Raw genomic sequence first — 18,862 nt, 5'->3', positions numbered from 1 at the left:
GCGCGGACGAGAGGCGATGCTCCGTCTCGGGCCGCGGCACGGGCCAACGGTGCTGGCGCTGCCGGCACTGTTCGAGGAAGCCAACCGCACCCGCGCGTTGATCGTCGCGATCCTGCGCCTGCTGGCGGTGCACGGCATCGGCGGGGCGCTGCCCGACCTGCCGGGCCAGAACGACAGCCTGATACCGACCGAGGACGCGCGCCTGCCGGACTGGCGCGCCGCGCTCGTCGCGGCGGCGCACCGCCTGCCGGGTCCCATCCATATCGTCGCCCTGCGCGGGGCCGCGTTGCTGGACGGTGACGTACCGGCCGTGTCACGCTGGTATCTGTCACCCCTGTCCGGGGAAGCCCAACGCCGCGAGTTGGAGCGTTTGCGGATCGCCAGCGGTGGCGCCGATCATGGCGGCAATCGCCTTCATCCGGACCTGTTGGCCGGTTTGACGGCGGCGCGGCCGCTGACCGACGGGCGGGTGCGCGTGGCGCGGCTGGCGGACGATCCGCGCGAAGCCGACATCACCTTCCCCGCCGCTCCGCCCTGGCGCCGCAGCGAACCCGAGGTCGATAGTCAGCTTGCCGCCCGATGCGCCGCCGACATCGCGTCGTGGATCGGCGCGGCATGACCCGCTCCGCGATCGTCTTCGAGGCCGCCGGTGAGCCCTTGGTCGGCTCACTCGACAGCGCGTCGGGGACGACCGGGCTGTTGATCGTATCGGGCGGCAATGAAGTGCGCGCCGGGGCACATCGCGGCATGGCGCTGCTGGCGGCGCGACTGGCCGGGGACGGCATCCCGGTATTTCGTTACGACCGGCGGGGCGTGGGCGATTCGGCCGGCATCAACCGTGGCAATGCGGAGGGCACGGCCGATCTGGCCGCGGCCCTGGACATCTTCCGCCGTCACGCCCCCGTGACGCGGATCGTCGCCTTCGGCAATTGCGACGCGGCCGCGTTGCTCGCGCGCGCCGGCGGGACATTGCCGATCGATCGCCTCGTCCTCGCCAATCCCTGGCTGATGGAGGAGAGCGATACCCTCCCGCCCGCCGCCGCGATCCGCGCGACCTATGCGGACAAACTGCGCCGGCCATCGGAATGGCGACGATTGCTGTCAGGCGGGGTCAACCTGCGGAAGCTCGCACGCGGGGTGCGCAAGTCGCTGCGTGCGGCGACGGCCGACACGGCGGTGATCGAAGCGATCATCGGCTGGGGCGATCGGGCGACCATCGTGCTGGCGGAGCGCGATCATACCGCCCGCGCATTCGACGCGGCCGCGCGCAACCGGGGGCTGCGGATCGAGCGGATCGCCAGCGACTCGCACAGCTTCGCCCGCCCGGGCGACATGGCAGCGCTGGAGGATATCATTCGCGCCGCGCTGTAAGCGATCCGGCGTCGCGAAAGCGGATCGGCCTATTCGGCCGCTTCCTTCACTTCCTCGAACTCCGCCGCCGCCAGGAATCGCTCGGCATCGAGTGCCGCCATGCAGCCGGTTCCCGCTGCGGTCACCGCCTGGCGATAGACCTTGTCCATTACGTCGCCGCACGCGAACACGCCCGGTACGCTGGTGCGTGTCGAACCCGCCTGCACCGCGATATAGCCATCCGCATCCAGCTCCAGATGACCGCGCAACAATTCGGTCGCCGGATGGTGGCCGATCGCCACGAACCCGCCATCGACATCCATCCGTGAGCGTTCGCCGGTCACCGTATCTTCCAGCTCGAGCGCGACGAGCCCCTTCATGCCGCCGCCGTCGACGAACTCTCGCACTTCCTTGTTCCACAGCACCGTAACGTTCGGATGCGCGAACAAACGCTCCTGCAGGATGCGCTCGGCGCGCAGGCTGTCGCGGCGATGGATCAAGGTGACGTCATCGGAATGGTTGGTCAGGTACAGCGCCTCCTCGACCGCGGTATTGCCGCCGCCGATCACCGCCACCTTCTTGCGGCGATAGAAGAAGCCGTCGCAGGTGGCGCAGGCGCTCACGCCCTTGCCCTTCAACGCCTCCTCGCTGTCGAGCCCCAGCCACTTGGCCTGCGCGCCCGTCGCGATCACCAGCACCTCACCCTCGTACACATCGCCGCTGTCCCCCGTCAGCCGGAACGGGCGCCGCGACAGATCAACGGCGACGATCGTGTCCCACATCAATCGCGTCCCGACGTGCTCGGCCTGCTTCTGCATCTGTTCCATCAGCCACGGGCCCTGGATGACGTCGGCGAAGCCGGGATAATTCTCCACGTCGGTGGTGGTGGTCAGCTGGCCGCCCGGCTGGATGCCCTGGACGACGATCGGCTGCATTCCCGCGCGCGCGCCATAGATGGCGGCGGACAGACCGGCAGGGCCGGAACCAAGGATCAGCATGCGAGTCGAGTGCGTGGTCATGCCCGCGATGTAGGATGCCGGGCAGCGCAAGGGAACCACGCGTTGCGAAGCCGCTAAAGTCCTGCTTTGGTCAGGGCATGACCGATTTTGCCGCCATGTTGCAGCCCGATCGCGGCCAGACCGCCCGCGCGATCCACGTCGTCCGCCCCGATGCCTTCGATGCCTGGCTGAAGGGGCAGCCGCCCCGCGTCCGCGCCGCCGTCGCTGCCAACAAGGTGACCGGCAAGGCTGGCCATCGCGCGGTGCTGCCCGGCGATGATGCCGACGACTGGTCGTTCCTGCTGGTATGCAACGATCCGATTGACTCGCCCTGGCGGATCGCGTCGCTGGGCGACGGGTTGCCGGAAGGAACCTACCGCCTGGCAGGCGACGGGGAGGTCGGCGCGGCGGGGCTGGGCTGGCTGCTCGGGCAGCACCGTTTCGCCCGCTATCGCAAGGTCGAGCCGGTCGGGCCACGGATCCTGCTGACTCGCGACGTGGCCGCGATCGACGAAACCGTGCGGGTGGCCGCCGCCACCGCACGGCTCCGTGATCTGGTCGATACGGGCGCGAGCGACCTCGGGCCGGCGGAACTGGAGGCGGAGGCCGACACGCTGGCCCGGGTGCACGGCGCGACCGTCACCGTCACGCGCGGCGATGCGCTCGCGACCGGCTATCCGATGATCCATATCGTCGGACAGGCGGCCAGCAAGGATCGCGCGCCCCGCCTGATCGAGCTGGAATGGGGTGATCCAGCCCACCCGCGAATCGCCATCGTCGGCAAGGGCGTGTGCTTCGATTCGGGCGGTCTCGATATCAAGCCGTCGGCGGGCATGCGGCTGATGAAGAAGGATATGGGCGGCGCCGCACACGCGCTCGCGCTTGCCACGCTGGTGATGCAGGCGCGGCTGCCGGTGCGCGTGCACCTGCTGATCCCGGCGGTGGAGAATGCGATCGCTGGCAATGCCTTCCGGCCCGGTGACGTGCTGCCGACGCGCGCGGGCCTGACGGTGGAGAATACCAATACCGATGCGGAGGGTCGGCTGATCCTCGGCGATGCGCTCGCCAAGGCGGTCGAAAGCGCGCCGGCCCTGATCATCGACTTCGCCACCTTGACCGGCGCCGCGCGGGTTGCGCTCGGCCCCGATCTGCCCGCCACCTTCGTTCAGGACGAACAGCTGGCGGCGGACCTGTTCGACGCCGCCACCCGCGCGCACGATCCGCTCTGGCGGCTGCCGCTATGGGACGGGTACGACGATATGCTGAAGTCCGACATCGCCGACCTGGTCAACGCGCCGGAGGGCGGCTTCGCCGGTTCGATCACCGCCGCGCTGTTCCTCCGGCGCTTCGTCCCCGCGTCAATCCCCTGGGCGCATCTCGATACGTTCGCGTGGCGGCCGGTCGGCAAGCCGGCGCGGCCGCGGGGCGGCGACGCTTATGGCCTGCGCGCCGCCTATACGATGCTGAAGACGCGGTTCGGGTAAAGCAGGGGCAACGTGGCGCCGCGTCGCGATCAGCGCGATGCCGCCGCGATGATCGGGACGAACTTGGCCGCGGTCAGGCTAGCGCCGCCGACCAGCGCGCCGTCGACATCCTCAGCGTCGAGCAACGCCGCGGCATTGTCCGGGCTTACCGAGCCGCCATACAACAGGCGGAAGCCGTCCGCCCGCTCTCCCAGCAGGTCGCGCAGCTTGGCACGGATCGCGCGATGCATCGCGGCGACATCGTCGATCGTCGGGGTCCGCCCCGTCCCGATCGCCCAGATCGGCTCATAGGCAATCGCGCACCAGTCCGCGCTCACATCCTCGGGCAGCGAGCCTTCGACCTGGGCGGTCACCACCCGCTCCGCTTCCCCCGCGTCACGCTGCTCCAGCGTCTCGCCGACGCAGACGATCGCCTGCAGTCCGGCGCGGTGCAACGCTTCCGCCTTGGCGGCGACCAATATATCGCTTTCGCATTGGTCGGCGCGCCGCTCCGAATGGCCGACGATCGCGAAGCGCGCGCCCGCCTCGATCAGCATCGGCGCCGACAGACAGCCGGTATAGGCGCCCCGATCCGCCGGATGGACATCCTGCGCGCCGATCGCCAGCGCGGGGACGCGCTCCGCCGCCCCCGCGATCAGCGTCGCGGGCACCGCCACGGCAACATCGACGTCGGTATGCACGGCGGCGGCGGCGGCGATACCATCCAGCTCCGCCAGGGCGGCACGATCGCCGTTCATCTTCCAATTGCCTGCCACCAGCTTACGTCGCGCCATGCCGCTGTCCCTCCTGATCGTCGTGGTCGTGGTCATTCCGGGGATCGCGATAGCAGTCTGCCGGCTTGATGCCACTGCCCTGCGCCCTTAAAGCGCGTCCACTTTACCACTCTGTACCGGGCGCCCGCCTACATGCTCAGCTTTATCCGCCGGATCATTTATTCGAAGGTCGGCGTCATCGTCACCTTCGGCATCCTGCTCGTGATCGCGATCGCGTTCGCGGCCGGCGACGTGACGGGGCTTGCCTCCTCCAGCGGCGGGCTGTTCGGCAACCCGATCGCCAGCGTCGATGGCAAGAGCGTGTCGGAAGCCGACCTGCGCAAGCGCGCGCAGGACGAGCTGCGCTTCGCGCGGCAGCAACAGCCCGATCTGGATATGGCGCAATATGTCGCCCAGGGCGGGGTCGACGGGCTTGTCACCCGCGCGCTGACCGGGCTTGCGCTCGATACGTTCGGGCAGGATCAGGGAATGCGGGTCAGCCGCGCACTGGTCGGCAGCGAATTGCGCAACATTCCCGCCTTCGCCGGCCCAACGGGACAGTTCGATCAGCGCGCCTATGAGCGGCTGATCGCGCAACAGGGCATGACCGACGCCCAGGTACAGGCGGATATCGCGCGCGAGACGATGGCGCAGTTCCTGATGGTCCCGACCGTCGGCGCCGGACAGGTGCCGCAGCAGCTGGCGATGCCCTATGCCGGGCTGTTGCTCGAACGGCGCACCGGTCAGGTAGGGTTGATTCCCTATGCGACGATGGATCGAGGCCCCGCCCCCACCGATGCCGATGTGCAACGGGCGTACAAGGCGAAGATCGCGCGCTACACCACGCCGGAGCGCCGGGTGATCCGCTATGCGATCGTCAGCCCGCAGTTGGTGGCGGGGCAGACGAACCCGAGCGATGCCGAGGTGCAGCGTGCCTATGACAGCGACAAGGCGGCCTATGCCGCCAAAGAGCAGCGCGACGTCACGCTCGTCACCGTGCTCGACGAAAAGGCCGCGCAGGCGCTCGCCGCCAAGGTGAAGGCCGGTACGCCGATCGACGCCGCGGCGCGCGCCGCTGGGCTGGAACCGCGCACCGTCACCAAGACCGATCGGACCGCGCTGTCGACGCAGGCATCGCCGGGCGTGGCGAACGCGATCTTCGCGGCGGCCAAGGGCAGCGTGGTCGGGCCGGTACGGGGCGCGATCGGCTTCGTCGTCGCACGCGTCGACGGCGTGACGCAGGTGCCGGGCAAGACGCTGGCACAGGCGCGTGACGAGATCGTGGAGAAGCTCCGCCAGCAGAAGGCGAACGAGGCGATCGGCAAGATCCGCGATGCGATCGAGGACTCGCTCGGCGAAAACGCCAATATCAGCGAGGTCGTCGCGGACCAGAAGCTGACCGCGCAAACCACTCCCGCGCTGCTGTCGAGCGGGATCAACCCCGATCAACCGCAGGCCCAACCCGATCCGAAACTGGCGCCGATCATCGCCGCCGGGTTCGCGGCCGAGGAAGGCGACACCCCGACCACGACGCCGCTCGGCAACGACGGCAGCTTCGCGGTCGTCGCGCTCGATCGCATCGTTCGCGCCACGCCGGTGCCGCTCGCGCAGGTGCGCGACAAGGTGGTGGCGGACATCATCGCCGATCGTCAGCGCGATGCGGCGCGTGCCGCGGCGCGCGCGGTGGTGGCGAAGATCAATGCCGGCACACCCATGGCCGCCGCGCTCGCCCAGGCCGGCGTCAAAGGGCCGGCCCCCCAGCCGGTGGACGCCGCACGGGCACAGATCGATCCGCGCAATCCCAACCCGGTGCTGACGCTGCTGTTCGCGATGAAGGCGGGCACCGCGCGCACGCTGGAAGCGCCGCAAGCCAATGGCATGCTGATCGCCCGGCTCGACCGGATCGTCCCCGGTGATGTTGCCAAACAGCCAATGGCGGTGGCGGCCACGCGCGCCGATCTCGGCCGGGTGATCGGGCGCGAATATGCCGAGCAATTCGCCCGCGCGGTAACCGCCTTCCAGGGGGCCAAGCGCAACCAGACCGCGATCGACAAGCTGAAGAAGGACCTTCTGGGTGGCGGGGAGCAATAACGCCGCGTTCATCGACCCGGTCGCCGCGCTGACCGCCGGGCATCCCGCGCTGGTGTGGCGCCGGCGGATCGCTGACACGGAGACACCCGTCGCCGCCGCGCTGAAGCTGATCGAACCGGGGCGCGGCGACTTTCTGCTCGAATCGGTCGAGGGCGGCGCGGTGCGCGGCCGTCACAGCCTGATCGGCCTTGCCCCCGACCTGATCCTTCGCGCCGAGGGTGACGTCGCCGCGATCAACCGCGACTGGCTGGTCGACCGCAGCGCGTTTGTCCCCTGCGAGAAGCCGACGCTGACGGCGCTACGCGAACTCGTCGCTTCATGCCGGATGGATGTCGCGCCCGAATTGCCGCGCGCCCTCGCCTGTCTGGTCGGCTATTTCGGATATGAGACGATCGGGCTGGTCGAGAAGATACCGCCCCCCGCACATGATCCGCTCGGCCTGCCCGACATGATGTTCGTGCGGCCGACGGTGATCCTCGTTTTCGATCGCCTCGCGGACGCGCTGTTCCTCGTCTCGCCGGTATGGCCCGACGCCACACGTGATCCCGCGGCGATCATCGCGGCGGGGGAGGAACGGCTCGACAGGGTCGAAGCGCGCCTGTCGATGGACGCGCTGCCGCCACGTGTCCGCGCCGAATATAGCGAGCCGGCGCTCACGCCGGTGCTTCCCGAGGGGCGCTATGGTGAGATGGTCACCACGGCGAAGGAATATATCGCGGCGGGCGACATCTTTCAGGTGGTGCTGGCGCAGCGCTTTACCGCGCCCTTCCCGCTGCCCGCATTCGAACTGTATCGCGCGCTGCGGCGGATCAATCCCTCACCCTTCCTCTATCACCTCGATCTTCCCGGGTTCGCGCTGACCGGCTCCAGCCCAGAGATCCTGGTGCGCGCGCGTGACGGCGAGGTCACGATCCGTCCGATCGCGGGCACCCGTCCGCGCGGTCGCACCACGGCGGAGGATGCCGCCCATCGCGCCAGCCTGCTGGCCGATCCGAAGGAACGCGCCGAACATCTGATGCTGCTCGATCTGGGCCGCAACGACGTCGGCCGCGTCGCGCTGCCCGGCACGGTGCAGGTGACCGACAGCTATGCGGTCGAACTATACAGCCACGTCATGCACATCGTTTCGAATGTCGTCGGGCGGCTCGACCCCCGCCATGACGCGATCGACGCGCTGCTGGGGGGATTCCCCGCCGGAACGGTCAGCGGCGCGCCGAAGGTACGCGCCTGTCAGATCATCGCCGAGCTGGAGCAGGAAAAGCGCGGCGCCTATGCCGGGGGAGTGGGCTATTTCTCGCCCGACGGCTCGATGGATTCATGCATCGTTCTGCGCACCGCGGTGGTGAAGGACGGCACGATTCACGTTCAGGCCGGGGCGGGAATCGTGGCCGACAGCGATCCTCAGTACGAACAGCGCGAGTGCGAGGCCAAATCGGGGGCGCTGCTGGCGGCGGCGCGCGAAGCGATCGCGCAGGCAAACGCGCCGGGCTTCGGGCAATGATCCGCACCGCCCCCGTCCGGTCTATGCCCTGACGGGGGGGCCGGACGCGCGCCTCAGACCGCCACCTCTCCATCCATCAGCTTCGGAAAGAAGCCTTCGTGGGCGGCGCGCAGGTCATCCAGCGGCACGCAATAATCGCCGTCGCGCAACTCGAAGATGATCCGCGTGCCGATCGTCCGCCCAAGCGGCTCCGCCTCGATATTGGCGTCGAGCGCGGCCTGGAGGAAGTCGAGCAGCGCGTGATCGTGGACCGTGACGATATACACGCCCTGATCCTCCGCAAACAGCGACGCGGCGGTGTCGAACGGCAAGGCGCGATCGATCATCGCGCCGATATTGCCCGCCAGCGCCATTTCGGCGATCGTCACCGCGATCCCGCCGTCAGACACGTCATGCACCGCACCCAAATGCCCCGCGGCGATCTGCGCGCGAATGAAGTCGCCGGTGCGACGCTCCGCCTCAAGATCGACGCGCGGGGGCGGGCCATCCTCACGGCCGTGCAATTCACGCAGCCAGAGCGACTGGCCGAGATCGCCACGCCGCGTACCGACCACGACGATGATGTCGCCGGTCTGCTTGAACGCGATCGTCGCGTTCTTTTGCCAGTCACGTAGCAGCCCGATGCCGCCGATCGCCGGGGTCGGCAGGATCGCCGAGCCGCCGCCGGTCGCCTTGCTTTCGTTATACAGGCTGACGTTACCCGACACGATCGGGTAATCGAGCGCGCGACACGCCTGTGCCATGCCGTCGAGACAACCGACGATCTGCCCCATGATTTCCGGCCGCTGCGGATTGGCGAAGTTCAGGCAGTTGGTGATCGCCAGCGGCTCGGCGCCGACCGCCGTCAGGTTGCGCCACGTCTCCGCCACCGCCTGCTTGCCGCCTTCCACCGGGTCGGCGAAGCAATAGCGTGGCGTGCAGTCGGTGGTGATCGCCAGCGCCTTCCCGCTGCCGTGCACCCGCACCACCGCCGCATCGCCGCCCGGGCGCTGCACGGTGTCGGCGCCGACCATATGGTCATATTGTTCCCATATCCAGCGCCGCGAGGCGATATCGGGTGAGCCCATCAGCGCCAGCAGGTCGGCCGCCGGATCCCTGCTTTCCGGCACATCGACGAGTGCCTTGGCGGGCGGCGTCGGCACGTGCGGGCGATCGTAGAGCGGGGCGTCGTCGGCAAGCGGGCCGAGCGGGATGTCGCAGACGGTCTCCCCCCTGAACTTCAGCACCATCCGCCCGGTGTCGGTGACATGGCCGATCACCGCGAAATCGAGCTCCCATTTCTCGAAGATCGCGCGCGCGAAATCCTCGCGACCCGGCTTGAGCACCATCAACATGCGCTCCTGCGATTCGGAGAGCATCATCTCATAGGGGGTCATGCCGTCCTCGCGTTGCGGGACGTCGTCCATGATCAGCTCGATGCCGACCCCACCCTTGGAGGCCATCTCGACCGAGGAAGACGTCAACCCCGCCGCGCCCATATCCTGGATCGCGACGATCGCGTCGGAGGCCATGAGTTCCAGACACGCCTCGATCAGCAGCTTTTCGGTGAAGGGATCGCCGACCTGCACCGTCGGCCGCTTCTCCTCCGCGTCCTCGCCGAAATCGGCGGAGGCCATCGTCGCGCCGTGGATGCCGTCGCGCCCGGTCTTGCTGCCGACGTAGACGATCGGATTGCCGACCCCGGATGCCGCCGAATAGAAGATCTTGTCGGTATCGGCGATACCCACCGTCATCGCGTTGACGAGGATATTGCCGTCATAGGCGGGGTGGAAGTTCACCTCCCCCCCCACCGTCGGCACGCCGACGCAATTACCGTAGCCGCCGATGCCGTGTACCACGCCCGAAATCAGGTGCCGCATCTTCGGGTGGTCGGGGCGGCCGAAACGCAGCGCGTTCATGTTCGCGACCGGCCGTGCGCCCATCGTGAAGACGTCGCGCAGGATGCCACCCACCCCGGTCGCCGCGCCCTGATACGGCTCGATATACGACGGATGGTTGTGGCTCTCCATCTTGAAGATCGCCGCCTGGCCGTCGCCGATATCCACCACGCCGGCATTCTCGCCCGGCCCGCAGATCACCCGCGGCCCCTCGGTCGGCAGCTTCTTCAGGTGGATGCGGCTGGATTTATAGCTGCAATGCTCCGACCACATCACCGAGAAGATGCCCAGTTCGACGAGGTTGGGCTCGCGGCCCAGCGCGTGCAGCACGCGATCATATTCGTCGGACGACAGGCCGTGTTCGGCAACGATCTCGGGAGTGATGACGGTCATGGTGCGGGCGCATAGCGGCATGCTAGCGACGGGGAAAGGGCAAGCGCGCCGTCCGTCGGCCACCGCCGCCATTCCCCGCGCCGAGACCGGGCGCCCCGCTGGCTATCGACGCCGCAACCGCCGCAGCAAGCCCCGCCGCGCGGTGAACGGCTCGAACATTTCCTCCGGCCCCTCCGGGTCCAGCACCTCATTGTCCGCCAGCCATTCCTCGACACCGTTCAATTCGGGCGTTTCGTAGGCGATCAGCGTGCGCCCCTGTCCGCGCAGCCGCTCGATCGTCGCGATCAGGCCTTCCTCCGCGACGCTGCGCGCGACCCGGTCGACCGCGACGCCGAGATGCTCCGCCAGCAGGTCGTCGCGAATGCGGCGGATCGTCTCGGGCTCGTCGGTGATCGTCACATCGCATTCGGTGTCGAGCCGAAGCGAGCGGTTGTTGAAGTTGGACGAGCCGACCCGGATGACGCGATCGTCGACCACCATCACCTTGGCATGGCAATAGATCGCTTGGCCGCGCGCGGTGACCGGATGATATAGCCGAAACCGGCCGCGATGATCGCGCCGCCGGATTTGCTCTACCAGCCGTGCCCGCGCGGTATCCATCGCGATCGGCTCCAGCCAGCCCTGCGCGCTGACCGGATTGATGATGACGATTTCGGGCGGATCATCCTCCGCCACACGCGCCGCGATCGCCTCGGCGATCCGGCGCGATGCGAAATACTGGCTCTCGGCATAGATGCACGTGGTCGCCGCCGCGATCAGCGCCAGATACAATTCCTCGATCTCGCGGATCGCCGCGAGGCCGCCATGATCCGGCTGGGAGCGGGAGATGGCGACATCGACATCGGTGAAGTCGGCGGAGAGACTGGCCGGCCAGCAGGCGCCGCGACGCGGTGGCGGTGCCACGATCGCCTCGCCCCCCGCCACCTGCCAGCGGGTGCGGCACAGTTCGCCGAGCGCGACCGCAACCGGCCCCTCCAGCGCCGTGGTGGCATCATGCCACGGCTTGTAGGGCGTGCCGCCCGGCGACCGGCGATGCGGATCGTCATCGCGATGCGCGCGCGTATCCCAGCGCTCGTCCGTCATGTCGATGCCGCCGCAAAAGGCCAAGTCGTCGTCGATGACGACGATCTTCTGATGATGCGATGCCGCGACCGGATGATGCCCGTCGAGCAACAGGTGGATCCGCTTCTGCAGGAAGCGCCATTTCATCAGCGTCCACAAGGTTTGCCCGCGGAACAGCGTCTTCAGCGCGCCCTTGTCCCAGCGCAGCAGATAGACCTCCAGCCCCGGCGTCCGCTTCACCAGCCAGCCGATGAAGTCGCCGACGGTGACGGGCACCTCGGACGCATCATCCTCGAAAGCGAGCGTGATGCGGGCATCGAAATCCCAGCCGACCAGCATGATCTGGTGCCGCGCATTCAGCATCGCCTCCCGCGCGCGTCGGAAATAGGCGTCGGCATCGACGATCACGCTGGCGCGGGTAGCGCGCGCCTTTCGCCAGAACGCGCGGTCAGGCAGGATCACAGCAGGTCCCGAACCAGCTCGGGCGGCCGCGCCAGACGAACGCCCTTCGCGGTTTCCACCAGCGGCCGCTCGATCATCGCGGGATCACGCACCATCAGGTCGAGTGCCGCGTCATCATTCGCCACCGCGCCCGCGTCCTTGCGCAAGGCGTCACGCGGCGCGATGCCGGCGCGGGCATAAAGACGCGCCAGTTCGTCGCGGGTCGGCGGCGTGCGCAGATATTCCACCACGGTTACCTCGACGCCGGCATCGCGCAGCAGATCGAGCGCCTGACGCGACTTCGAACAGCGGGGATTGTGCCAGATCGTCGCCTTCATCGCCCCTCAGTCCGCCGGTGTCGCCCTGTGCGCCGCGGTAGCGCGCGGGTGTTCCTACAGCATAGCGGCGGCGTTACCACCCCCGATACGCCGCCAGTGCTGCGTCGCGAAGGCAAGCAGGGCGAGCAGCGTATAGGCGGCAAGTGCGGTCAGCGGCACCGTCGCCGGTGCGGGATCGATCATGTTCGCGGGCTGCGGGGTCAGCCAGTCGATCAGTTGCAGCGTCACCAGAATTGATACGAGCAGCGCCAGCATCATCTGCCCGGCGAGTCCATGCGCGCGGGTCCGTGAGGCATAGAAAGTGACTGCCAGTGCCGTCAGACCCAGCTCGAGCGGCATGGCGACCATCGGCCGGTTCCACAGCGCAAGCCCATGGCGCCGGCCCACCCCCAGCAGGGTCAGATCCGGGGCGTGTACCAGCCAGTCGAGCCACCAATGCGATGCCACCACCGCCGCCCCGATCCAGGCCACCCGCCATGATCCGCCCGTCATGCGCACGACGATCGCCCAGGCGGCGGCGAAGCCGGCCGAACCGATGAGGCTGTGCGTATAGGGCATGTACCAGAAGTCGCCCGCGTTCATCGCGGTCAGTCCGGGCGTCAACCGCATCCGCTCGATCCCGAGAAGGACGAACAGGAAGTAGGCGATATCGACGAGCTGAGCGGCGACGAACAAAGGACCCAGACGCGACGAGCGCGGCAGCGCCGCGGCGACAAAGGCGGGGGCGTAATGGCCGATGAACATATCGCGAGGTTTACGCCGAACCGCTTCGCCCGTCATCAGTACGGGCGAACACGCGAACGGCCAGACGCGAACCAGCAGGGGTACGACATGCCGCCGTACCCATTCCGACGCTTATCGGCCGCCCGGAATCGCTTATCGGCCGCCCGGAATCATCGAGTCGTTCTTTTCCGCGGCCTTCTTCTCCGCAGCGAATGCCTGGTTCCACAGGATCGAACACCCCGTCTGTCCGCCGGTGCCCACCGGCGAGCAGGTGTCCGGGATACCCGCCGCCACTCGGCCCGCGCGGTCTGCGACGGCGACGCGATTGGTCCATGCCTGGTTGCGCGCGCTGGGTTCGGCGGTGTTGCGCAATTGCTTCGGGATGCGGAATTGTTCGTCGGGACTGATCCGGCTGCACACGACGATTTCATCACCCTGCGCCTGGGGACAGGCCTCATTGCCCTCCAGCGTGATACTGCGTACCCGTTGCGGAACGCGTCCGCGATCATTCGCGTCGACCGTCTGCGCCGCCACGCCCTGTGCCGCCACGCCCTGTGCCGTGGCGATCGGCATCATCAGCAAACCGAGCGTAACCAGCGAGCGTAGCATGACAAACTCCTTCTCTTCCGTGCCAACGCGCGGCCTGGCACTTCTTTCCCCCAGCGACATCGCCACCGCATGACATTTGATTGCCGCGCCGCAACAGTTGCGGTGCCGCGTCGATCGGCTATGGCGTTGCCCATGATCCTGGCGCCCATGATCCTGGTAATCGACAATTACGACAGCTTTACGTGGAACCTCGTCCATTACGTGATGGAGCTGGGGGTCGAGGTGCGTGTCGTCCGCAACGACGCCTTGAGCGCCGCTGACGCGCTGGCGAGCGGTGCTCAGGCGATCCTGATCTCACCCGGCCCATGCACCCCGAACGAAGCGGGCATCAGCCTCGATCTGGTCGCCGGCTGTGCGGAGGCGCGCCGGCCGTTGCTCGGAGTATGCCTGGGACATCAGGCGATTGGCCAGCATTTCGGCGGCAAGGTGGTGCGTGGCGGCCTGATGCATGGCAAGACCTGCCCTGTCGAGCATGACCGCACGGGCGTGTTCGCCGACCTGCCGTCTCCGTTCACCGCGACCCGCTACCATTCACTGATCGTCACCGACGTACCCGAGGCACTGGCCGTCAATGCGACTGCGCCGGATGGTTCGGTGATGGGGGTGCGGCATCGCGAATTGCCGATCCACGGGGTGCAATTCCATCCCGAAAGCATCGCGACCGAACATGGCCATGCGCTGATCGGCAATTTCCTGCGCGTGGCGGGGTTCCCTCACGGATGACCGGGCTGATCCAGTTACCCGATCCGTCATCTCCCTTGTCACGCGAGAGCGCCGCGCAGGCGTTCGCCGACATTCTCGACGCGCGCGTCAGCGAGGAGGCGATCGCCGAATTCCTGATACGTCTGTCGGAGCGTGGCGAGACCAGCGTCGAGATCGCGGAAGCAGCGCGCGCGATGCGCGAGCGGTTGATCGCCGTGGTCGCGCCACCGGGGGCGATCGACGTCTGCGGAACAGGGGGCGACGGCCAGCACACGCTCAACGTCTCCACGGCGGTCAGCCTGGTCGTCGCCGCATGCGGCGTGCCGGTCGCGAAACATGGCAATCGCGCCGCCTCTTCAAAGGCCGGGGCAGCGGATACGCTGGAGATGCTCGGGCTCGATATGGAGCGTGCCGGCGCGCAGGCGGAGGCTACGCTGGGCGAGCTTGGCATCTGTTTCCTGTTCGCAGCGAACCATCATCCCGCGATGCGGCGGATCACCCCGATCCGCCGGCGCATCGGCCGCCGGACGATCTTCAATTTGATGGGGCCGCTTGCCAACCCCGCACACGTCACACGTCAACTGATCGGCATCGCGCGACCCGATTACGCGCCGATCTATGCCGAGGCGCTCGCGCAGCTCGGCAGCGATGCCGCGCTGGTGGTGTCCGGGGAAGAGGGACTGGACGAAATCTCCGGCGCGGGCCCGACGCGCGTGGTCGTCGTCGGCGAGGTGCCGATCGCCGCGCGGATCGTGCCGGAAGATGCCGGTGTGGCGCGCCATCCGACCTCGGCGATCCGTGGCGGCGATCCCGCCTATAACGCCGCCGCGTTACGCCGGCTGTTGCGCGGGGAGCGCGGCGCCTATCGCGACGCCGTTATCCTCAACGCCGCCGCGGCGCTGATCCTTGCCGGCACGGACCCGGTGCTGACCGATGCCGCCGCGCGCGCCGCCGAGGCGCTCGATTCGGGGGCGGCGAACATTCTGCTCGATCGCTGGATCGCCTGGTAATGACCATTCTCGATACGATTTGTGCCACCAAGCGTGATGAGGTGGCCACGCGCCGTGCCGCCACATCGCTGTCGGACCTTGCCGCCCGTGCCGCCGCGCAGACCGCACCCCGCGGGTTCCGCGCCGCGCTCGATCGTCGCGTCGCCGCCGGGGGCCACGCGCTGATCGCGGAGATCAAGAAGGCGAGCCCGTCGAAGGGGCTGATCCGCGCCGACTTCGATCCGCCAGCGCATGCCCGCGCCTATCGCGACGGCGGCGCGACATGCCTATCGATCCTTACCGATGCACCCTATTTTCAGGGACATGAGGATTATCTGATCGCGGCGCGCGCCGCGTGCGACCTGCCTGTCCTGCGCAAGGATTTCACCGTCGATCCGTGGCAGGCGATCGAGGCGCGCAGCATCGGGGCGGATGCGATCCTGTTGATCGTGGCTGCCCTTGACGATGGATTGCTGGCGGAATGCGAGGCTGCGGCGATCGAACAGGGGCTGGACGTGCTGGTCGAGGTGCACGATCGGGGCGAAATGGAACGCGCCGCACGGCTGCGCTCCCGCCTGATCGGGGTCAACAATCGCGATCTGCGCACGTTCGAGGTCGATTTCCGCCGCACCTTCGATCTCGTCGCTGACGCACCACCCGGCTGCACCTTCGTTGCGGAAAGCGGGCTGACCTCGCGCGCCGATCTCGACGAACTGGCGGCGAACGGCGTGCACTGCTTCCTGATCGGCGAGTCGCTGATGCGGCAGGACGACATCACCGCCGCGACCCGCGCCATGGTCGGCTGAGGTGGCGGATCTCACGCATCTCGATTCCGATGGCGCCGCGCACATGGTCGATGTCGGCGACAAGGCGATCACGCGACGCGAGGCGGTGGCCACCGGCCGCATCCTGATCGCCCCCGCCGCGATCGACGCGATCCGCGCCGGCACGATGAAGAAGGGCGACGTGATCGCGGTGGCGCGGATCGCGGGGATCATGGCCGCAAAGCGCACCAGTGACCTGATCCCGCTGTGCCACCCGCTGCCGTTGACGCGCGTGTCGCTCGATCTGGCGGTGGAGGACGATGGCGTCACCGCCACCGCGACCGCGGCGACCGATGGCAAGACCGGCGTGGAAATGGAGGCGCTGACCGCGGTTTCGGTCGCGCTGCTGACGATCTACGACATGGCCAAGGCGATCGACAAGGCGATGCGGATCGAAGGCATTCGTCTGCTGGAAAAGCGCGGTGGCCGATCCGGGCACTGGCAGGCCTGAGCGGCAGTGACGGGGCTCATCGGGCCCCATATCGCCTGCGATGCTGCGGCCGCCGCCTTGGCCGAATCGCTTGACCCGGCGGGCGTGGCTCGCGATCGCGCCACGATGTCCTTACTTCCCATCGTCGAAGCCCAGCGCCGCGTTCTGGCGCTCGGCACGCCTGTCGCCGGGGAGCGCGTGCCGCTGATCGACGCGCTGAACCGCTATGCCGCCGCCCCGGTGATTGCGGCGCGGACGCAGCCCGCCCGGGATCTGTCGGCAATGGACGGCTATGCGCTGCGCTTCGACGATCTGCCCGGGCCGTTCCGCGTCATCGGCGAGAGCGCCGCCGGCGCCCCCTTCGCCGGATCGGTCGGAGCGGGCGAAGCGGTTCGCATCTTCACCGGCGCGGCGATGCCCATGGGGGCCGATACCGTCATGGTGCAGGAAGAAGCGGCGCGCGATGGCGAGCGATTGATGCTCGACGGCGAGGGACCGGCATATCTCGGCCGCAACGTGCGGCATCGCGGACTCGACTTCGCCGAGGGTGACACCCTGATCGCGGCCGGCGAGCGGATCACCGCGGCGCGACTGGCGGTGGCGGCGACCGGGGGAGCGGCATCGATCCCGGTAGCGCGGCGGGTACGGGTCGCGATCGCCGCCACCGGGGATGAGCTTGCCGAGCCTGATGGCAGCGCCGGGCCCGATATGCTGCCCGAATCGAACCGGTTGCTGCTGCGGGCATTGCTGGCGGATCTGGGGGTCGAGATCGTCGATCTGGGCATCCTGCCCGACCGGCTAGACGCCCTGACCACGGCCTTCGCGGGAACGACGGCGGATATGCTGGTGACGACGGGGGGCGCATCGGTGGGCGATCACGACCTCGTCCGACCGGCGCTGCAAGCCTCTGGTGTGGCGCTGGATTTCTGGCGGGTCGCGCTGCGGCCTGGCAAGCCGATGCTGGCCGGTCGACGGGCGGATGGCATGGCGGTGCTGGGGCTGCCCGGCAATCCCGTCTCCGCCTTCGTCACCGCGTTGCTGTTCGTCCGTCCGCTGGTGGCGCATCTTGCGGGGGCCGCCGATCCGTTCCCCCGGCCGATCCGCGTCACCCTGGGCGAGGCGCTGCCCGCCAACAATGATCGCACTGACTATTTGCGGGGCGAACTGCGCGACGGACAGGCGTTCGCGTCGACCATTCAGGACAGTTCGATGCTGCGCACCCTTGCGCGCTCGACCTGCCTGATCATCCGCCCGCCACACGCCCCACCCGCACGCGCGGGCGACTCGGCAGATATCCTGCGGATCGCTTGACGCGCGGCAAAGTGTTCCATAAAGGTTCCCAATCCGTTCGCACCTGGAAGGGACCCGAACCATGCTGACGCGCAAGCAGCACGAACTGATCTGCTTCATCGAAGACCGCCTTAACGACAGTGGCGTGTCCCCCTCGTTCGAGGAGATGAAGGAGGCGCTTGACCTGAAGAGCAAGTCGGGGGTGCATCGCCTGATCAGCGCGCTGGAAGAGCGCGGCTATCTGCGCCGGCTGCCCAATCGTGCGCGCGCGCTGGAGGTGCTGAAGACGCCTGAACGGCCCGAACCGAAAAAGGCCGCGCCGCCGTCCACGCGGCGGGTCGTTCCCGAACCCGCCAACGATGTGGTCGAGATCCCGCTGCACGGCCGGATCGCCGCCGGTGTGCCGATCGAGGCGTTCGAAGGGTCGACGATGCTGCCGGTGCCGGCGGCGCTGCTTGGCAGCGGGGAGCATTTCGCGCTTGAGGTCGCGGGCGATTCGATGGTCGAGGCGGGAATTCTCGACGGCGATTTCGCGTTGATCCGCCGTCAGGAGATCGCGCGCGACGGTGAGATCGTCGTCGCACTGATCGAAGAAAGTGAAGCGACGCTGAAGTTCTTTCGGCGCGAGGGCGCGATGATCCGGCTCGACCCAGCCAACCGGGCCTATGATCCACAGCGTTATGCCCCCGCGCAGGTACGAGTGCAGGGCAAGCTGGCGGGGATCCTGCGCCGCTACGACTGAGCGGCGCGCAGATTTGCCGCGTCGCGCCGGATCAGCGCCATCGCCATCGATCGGATCGGTGATCGGGGGCCGCGATCCAGGGATGTAGGTCACCGGGCTGACGCACGGCGGTGACACGGCCGGCGGCGAAGTCGATCGCGACCCCGCCGGTCGAGCGCAGCGTGTCGCGATCGAGCGTCAGCCACCTCGCCCGGCATCGCCTCGGCACCCGACGATCGCTGACGATCACGTCGGCGGCGATGCAGCGTGTGATCAGTGCGTCGGTC

Annotated in this window: 18 protein-coding genes and 1 pseudogene; 11 read left to right on the top strand and 8 right to left on the bottom strand. The window is 68.2% G+C overall.

The annotated features are described in order from the left end of the window. Positions 1-16 precede the first annotated feature (16 nt). Complete coding sequence (locus ACFDSW_RS01310) at positions 17-619, top strand: hypothetical protein (protein ID WP_375248463.1); 603 nt, start codon at positions 17-19, stop codon at positions 617-619. Further along, positions 616-1,371 (top strand): hydrolase 1, exosortase A system-associated, encoded by a 756-nt coding sequence (locus ACFDSW_RS01305; RefSeq protein ID WP_375248462.1) that lies wholly within the window; start codon positions 616-618, stop codon positions 1,369-1,371. The genes ACFDSW_RS01310 and ACFDSW_RS01305 overlap by 4 nt, the downstream gene beginning before the upstream one ends. Before the next feature lie 29 nt (positions 1,372-1,400). Here ACFDSW_RS01305 and trxB read toward each other — a convergent pair whose 3' ends face one another. Beyond that, positions 1,401-2,369, bottom strand: coding sequence for a thioredoxin-disulfide reductase (trxB, locus tag ACFDSW_RS01300; protein ID WP_375248461.1), 969 nt, complete (start codon positions 2,367-2,369; stop codon positions 1,401-1,403). A gap of 77 nt (positions 2,370-2,446) precedes the next feature. On the opposite strand from trxB, the gene ACFDSW_RS01295 reads away from it, so the two are divergent. Beyond that, entirely contained in the window at positions 2,447-3,832 is a 1,386-nt protein-coding gene (locus tag ACFDSW_RS01295; RefSeq protein ID WP_375248460.1) for a M17 family metallopeptidase, read from the top strand. Between the two features lie 29 nt (positions 3,833-3,861). Here the strand turns inward: ACFDSW_RS01295 and tpiA are convergent, their stop codons facing one another. Continuing rightward, positions 3,862-4,605 carry a triose-phosphate isomerase gene (tpiA, locus tag ACFDSW_RS01290; RefSeq protein ID WP_375248489.1) on the bottom strand — a complete coding sequence of 248 codons (744 nt, stop codon included), beginning with the start codon at positions 4,603-4,605 and terminating at the stop codon, positions 3,862-3,864. Positions 4,606-4,737: 132 nt separating this feature from the next. Here tpiA and ACFDSW_RS01285 point away from each other — a divergent pair, with 132 nt between their 5' ends. Then, positions 4,738-6,675 carry a peptidyl-prolyl cis-trans isomerase gene (locus ACFDSW_RS01285; RefSeq protein ID WP_375248459.1) on the top strand — a complete coding sequence of 646 codons (1,938 nt, stop codon included), beginning with the start codon at positions 4,738-4,740 and terminating at the stop codon, positions 6,673-6,675. Then, a complete protein-coding gene (locus ACFDSW_RS01280; RefSeq protein ID WP_375248458.1) occupies positions 6,659-8,176 on the top strand; it encodes an anthranilate synthase component I family protein in 1,518 nt (505 codons plus the stop codon). Before ACFDSW_RS01285 ends, ACFDSW_RS01280 begins: the two co-directional genes overlap by 17 nt. 53 nt (positions 8,177-8,229) lie before the next feature. Here the strand turns inward: ACFDSW_RS01280 and purL are convergent, their stop codons facing one another. The 5 genes from purL to ACFDSW_RS01255 all read right to left on the bottom strand — a co-directional run bounded on the left by purL (position 8,230) and on the right by ACFDSW_RS01255 (position 13,619). Further along, complete coding sequence (purL, locus tag ACFDSW_RS01275) at positions 8,230-10,446, bottom strand: phosphoribosylformylglycinamidine synthase subunit PurL (protein ID WP_375248457.1); 2,217 nt, start codon at positions 10,444-10,446, stop codon at positions 8,230-8,232. A gap of 102 nt (positions 10,447-10,548) precedes the next feature. Continuing rightward, complete coding sequence (locus tag ACFDSW_RS01270) at positions 10,549-11,970, bottom strand: phospholipase D-like domain-containing protein (protein ID WP_375248456.1); 1,422 nt, start codon at positions 11,968-11,970, stop codon at positions 10,549-10,551. Further along, positions 11,967-12,287 carry an arsenate reductase family protein gene (locus tag ACFDSW_RS01265; protein WP_375248455.1) on the bottom strand — a complete coding sequence of 107 codons (321 nt, stop codon included), beginning with the start codon at positions 12,285-12,287 and terminating at the stop codon, positions 11,967-11,969. Before ACFDSW_RS01265 ends, ACFDSW_RS01270 begins: the two co-directional genes overlap by 4 nt. Positions 12,288-12,341: 54 nt before the next feature. Further along, the gene (locus ACFDSW_RS01260; RefSeq protein ID WP_375248454.1) at positions 12,342-13,067 is read right to left on the bottom strand and encodes a hypothetical protein; all 726 of its coding nucleotides are present in this window, start codon (positions 13,065-13,067) and stop codon (positions 12,342-12,344) included. A gap of 96 nt (positions 13,068-13,163) precedes the next feature. Next, positions 13,164-13,619, bottom strand: a complete 456-nt coding sequence (locus ACFDSW_RS01255) for a hypothetical protein (protein ID WP_375248453.1) — start codon at positions 13,617-13,619, stop codon at positions 13,164-13,166. Between the two features lie 147 nt (positions 13,620-13,766). On the opposite strand from ACFDSW_RS01255, the gene ACFDSW_RS01250 reads away from it, so the two are divergent. From ACFDSW_RS01250 to lexA, 6 genes are all read left to right on the top strand, one after another. Further along, a complete protein-coding gene (locus tag ACFDSW_RS01250) occupies positions 13,767-14,342 on the top strand; it encodes an anthranilate synthase component II (RefSeq protein ID WP_375248488.1) in 576 nt (191 codons plus the stop codon). Next, on the top strand, positions 14,339-15,331 hold the full coding sequence (gene trpD, locus ACFDSW_RS01245) for an anthranilate phosphoribosyltransferase (protein ID WP_375248452.1): 993 nt from the start codon (positions 14,339-14,341) through the stop codon (positions 15,329-15,331). The genes ACFDSW_RS01250 and trpD overlap by 4 nt, the downstream gene beginning before the upstream one ends. Next, on the top strand, positions 15,331-16,116 hold the full coding sequence (trpC, locus tag ACFDSW_RS01240) for an indole-3-glycerol phosphate synthase TrpC (RefSeq protein WP_375248451.1): 786 nt from the start codon (positions 15,331-15,333) through the stop codon (positions 16,114-16,116). The genes trpD and trpC overlap by 1 nt, the downstream gene beginning before the upstream one ends. 1 nt (position 16,117) lies before the next feature. After that, positions 16,118-16,585: a cyclic pyranopterin monophosphate synthase MoaC gene (gene moaC / locus ACFDSW_RS01235; protein ID WP_375248450.1), complete on the top strand. Its 468-nt coding sequence runs from the start codon at positions 16,118-16,120 to the stop codon at positions 16,583-16,585. 105 nt (positions 16,586-16,690) lie between these two features. Then, positions 16,691-17,875 (top strand): molybdopterin molybdotransferase MoeA, encoded by a 1,185-nt coding sequence (locus tag ACFDSW_RS01230; protein WP_375248449.1) that lies wholly within the window; start codon positions 16,691-16,693, stop codon positions 17,873-17,875. Between the two features lie 61 nt (positions 17,876-17,936). Continuing rightward, positions 17,937-18,596 (top strand): transcriptional repressor LexA, encoded by a 660-nt coding sequence (gene lexA, locus ACFDSW_RS01225; RefSeq protein ID WP_375248448.1) that lies wholly within the window; start codon positions 17,937-17,939, stop codon positions 18,594-18,596. A gap of 31 nt (positions 18,597-18,627) precedes the next feature. Here lexA and ACFDSW_RS01220 read toward each other — a convergent pair. After that, positions 18,628-18,862, bottom strand: a pseudogene (locus ACFDSW_RS01220) (competence protein ComEC); the annotation flags it as partial.

Source organism: Sphingomonas sp. (assembly GCF_042091075.1).
Taxonomy (GTDB): Bacteria; Pseudomonadota; Alphaproteobacteria; order Sphingomonadales; family Sphingomonadaceae; genus Sphingomonas.
The sequence above is the reverse complement of the archived record's forward strand: the minus strand, read 5'-3'. Positions and strand labels throughout refer to the sequence as shown.

What these genes read in the sequence shown, in the direction of transcription:
- ACFDSW_RS01230 (WP_375248449.1), top strand. Translation starts at nt 16,691, where the DNA reads ATGTCCTTACTTCCCATCGTCGAAGCCCAGCGCCGCGTTCTGGCGCTC.
- trpC (WP_375248451.1), top strand. Translation starts at nt 15,331, where the DNA reads ATGACCATTCTCGATACGATTTGTGCCACCAAGCGTGATGAGGTGGCC.
- trpD (WP_375248452.1), top strand. Translation starts at nt 14,339, where the DNA reads ATGACCGGGCTGATCCAGTTACCCGATCCGTCATCTCCCTTGTCACGC.
- ACFDSW_RS01265 (WP_375248455.1), bottom strand. Translation starts at nt 12,287, where the DNA reads ATGAAGGCGACGATCTGGCACAATCCCCGCTGTTCGAAGTCGCGTCAG.
- ACFDSW_RS01310 (WP_375248463.1), top strand. Translation starts at nt 17, where the DNA reads ATGCTCCGTCTCGGGCCGCGGCACGGGCCAACGGTGCTGGCGCTGCCG.
- tpiA (WP_375248489.1), bottom strand. Translation starts at nt 4,605, where the DNA reads ATGGCGCGACGTAAGCTGGTGGCAGGCAATTGGAAGATGAACGGCGAT.
- lexA (WP_375248448.1), top strand. Translation starts at nt 17,937, where the DNA reads ATGCTGACGCGCAAGCAGCACGAACTGATCTGCTTCATCGAAGACCGC.
- trxB (WP_375248461.1), bottom strand. Translation starts at nt 2,369, where the DNA reads ATGACCACGCACTCGACTCGCATGCTGATCCTTGGTTCCGGCCCTGCC.
- ACFDSW_RS01295 (WP_375248460.1), top strand. Translation starts at nt 2,447, where the DNA reads ATGACCGATTTTGCCGCCATGTTGCAGCCCGATCGCGGCCAGACCGCC.
- ACFDSW_RS01250 (WP_375248488.1), top strand. Translation starts at nt 13,767, where the DNA reads ATGATCCTGGTAATCGACAATTACGACAGCTTTACGTGGAACCTCGTC.
- ACFDSW_RS01255 (WP_375248453.1), bottom strand. Translation starts at nt 13,619, where the DNA reads ATGCTACGCTCGCTGGTTACGCTCGGTTTGCTGATGATGCCGATCGCC.
- ACFDSW_RS01260 (WP_375248454.1), bottom strand. Translation starts at nt 13,067, where the DNA reads ATGACGGGCGAAGCGGTTCGGCGTAAACCTCGCGATATGTTCATCGGC.
- purL (WP_375248457.1), bottom strand. Translation starts at nt 10,446, where the DNA reads ATGACCGTCATCACTCCCGAGATCGTTGCCGAACACGGCCTGTCGTCC.
- ACFDSW_RS01285 (WP_375248459.1), top strand. Translation starts at nt 4,738, where the DNA reads ATGCTCAGCTTTATCCGCCGGATCATTTATTCGAAGGTCGGCGTCATC.
- ACFDSW_RS01305 (WP_375248462.1), top strand. Translation starts at nt 616, where the DNA reads ATGACCCGCTCCGCGATCGTCTTCGAGGCCGCCGGTGAGCCCTTGGTC.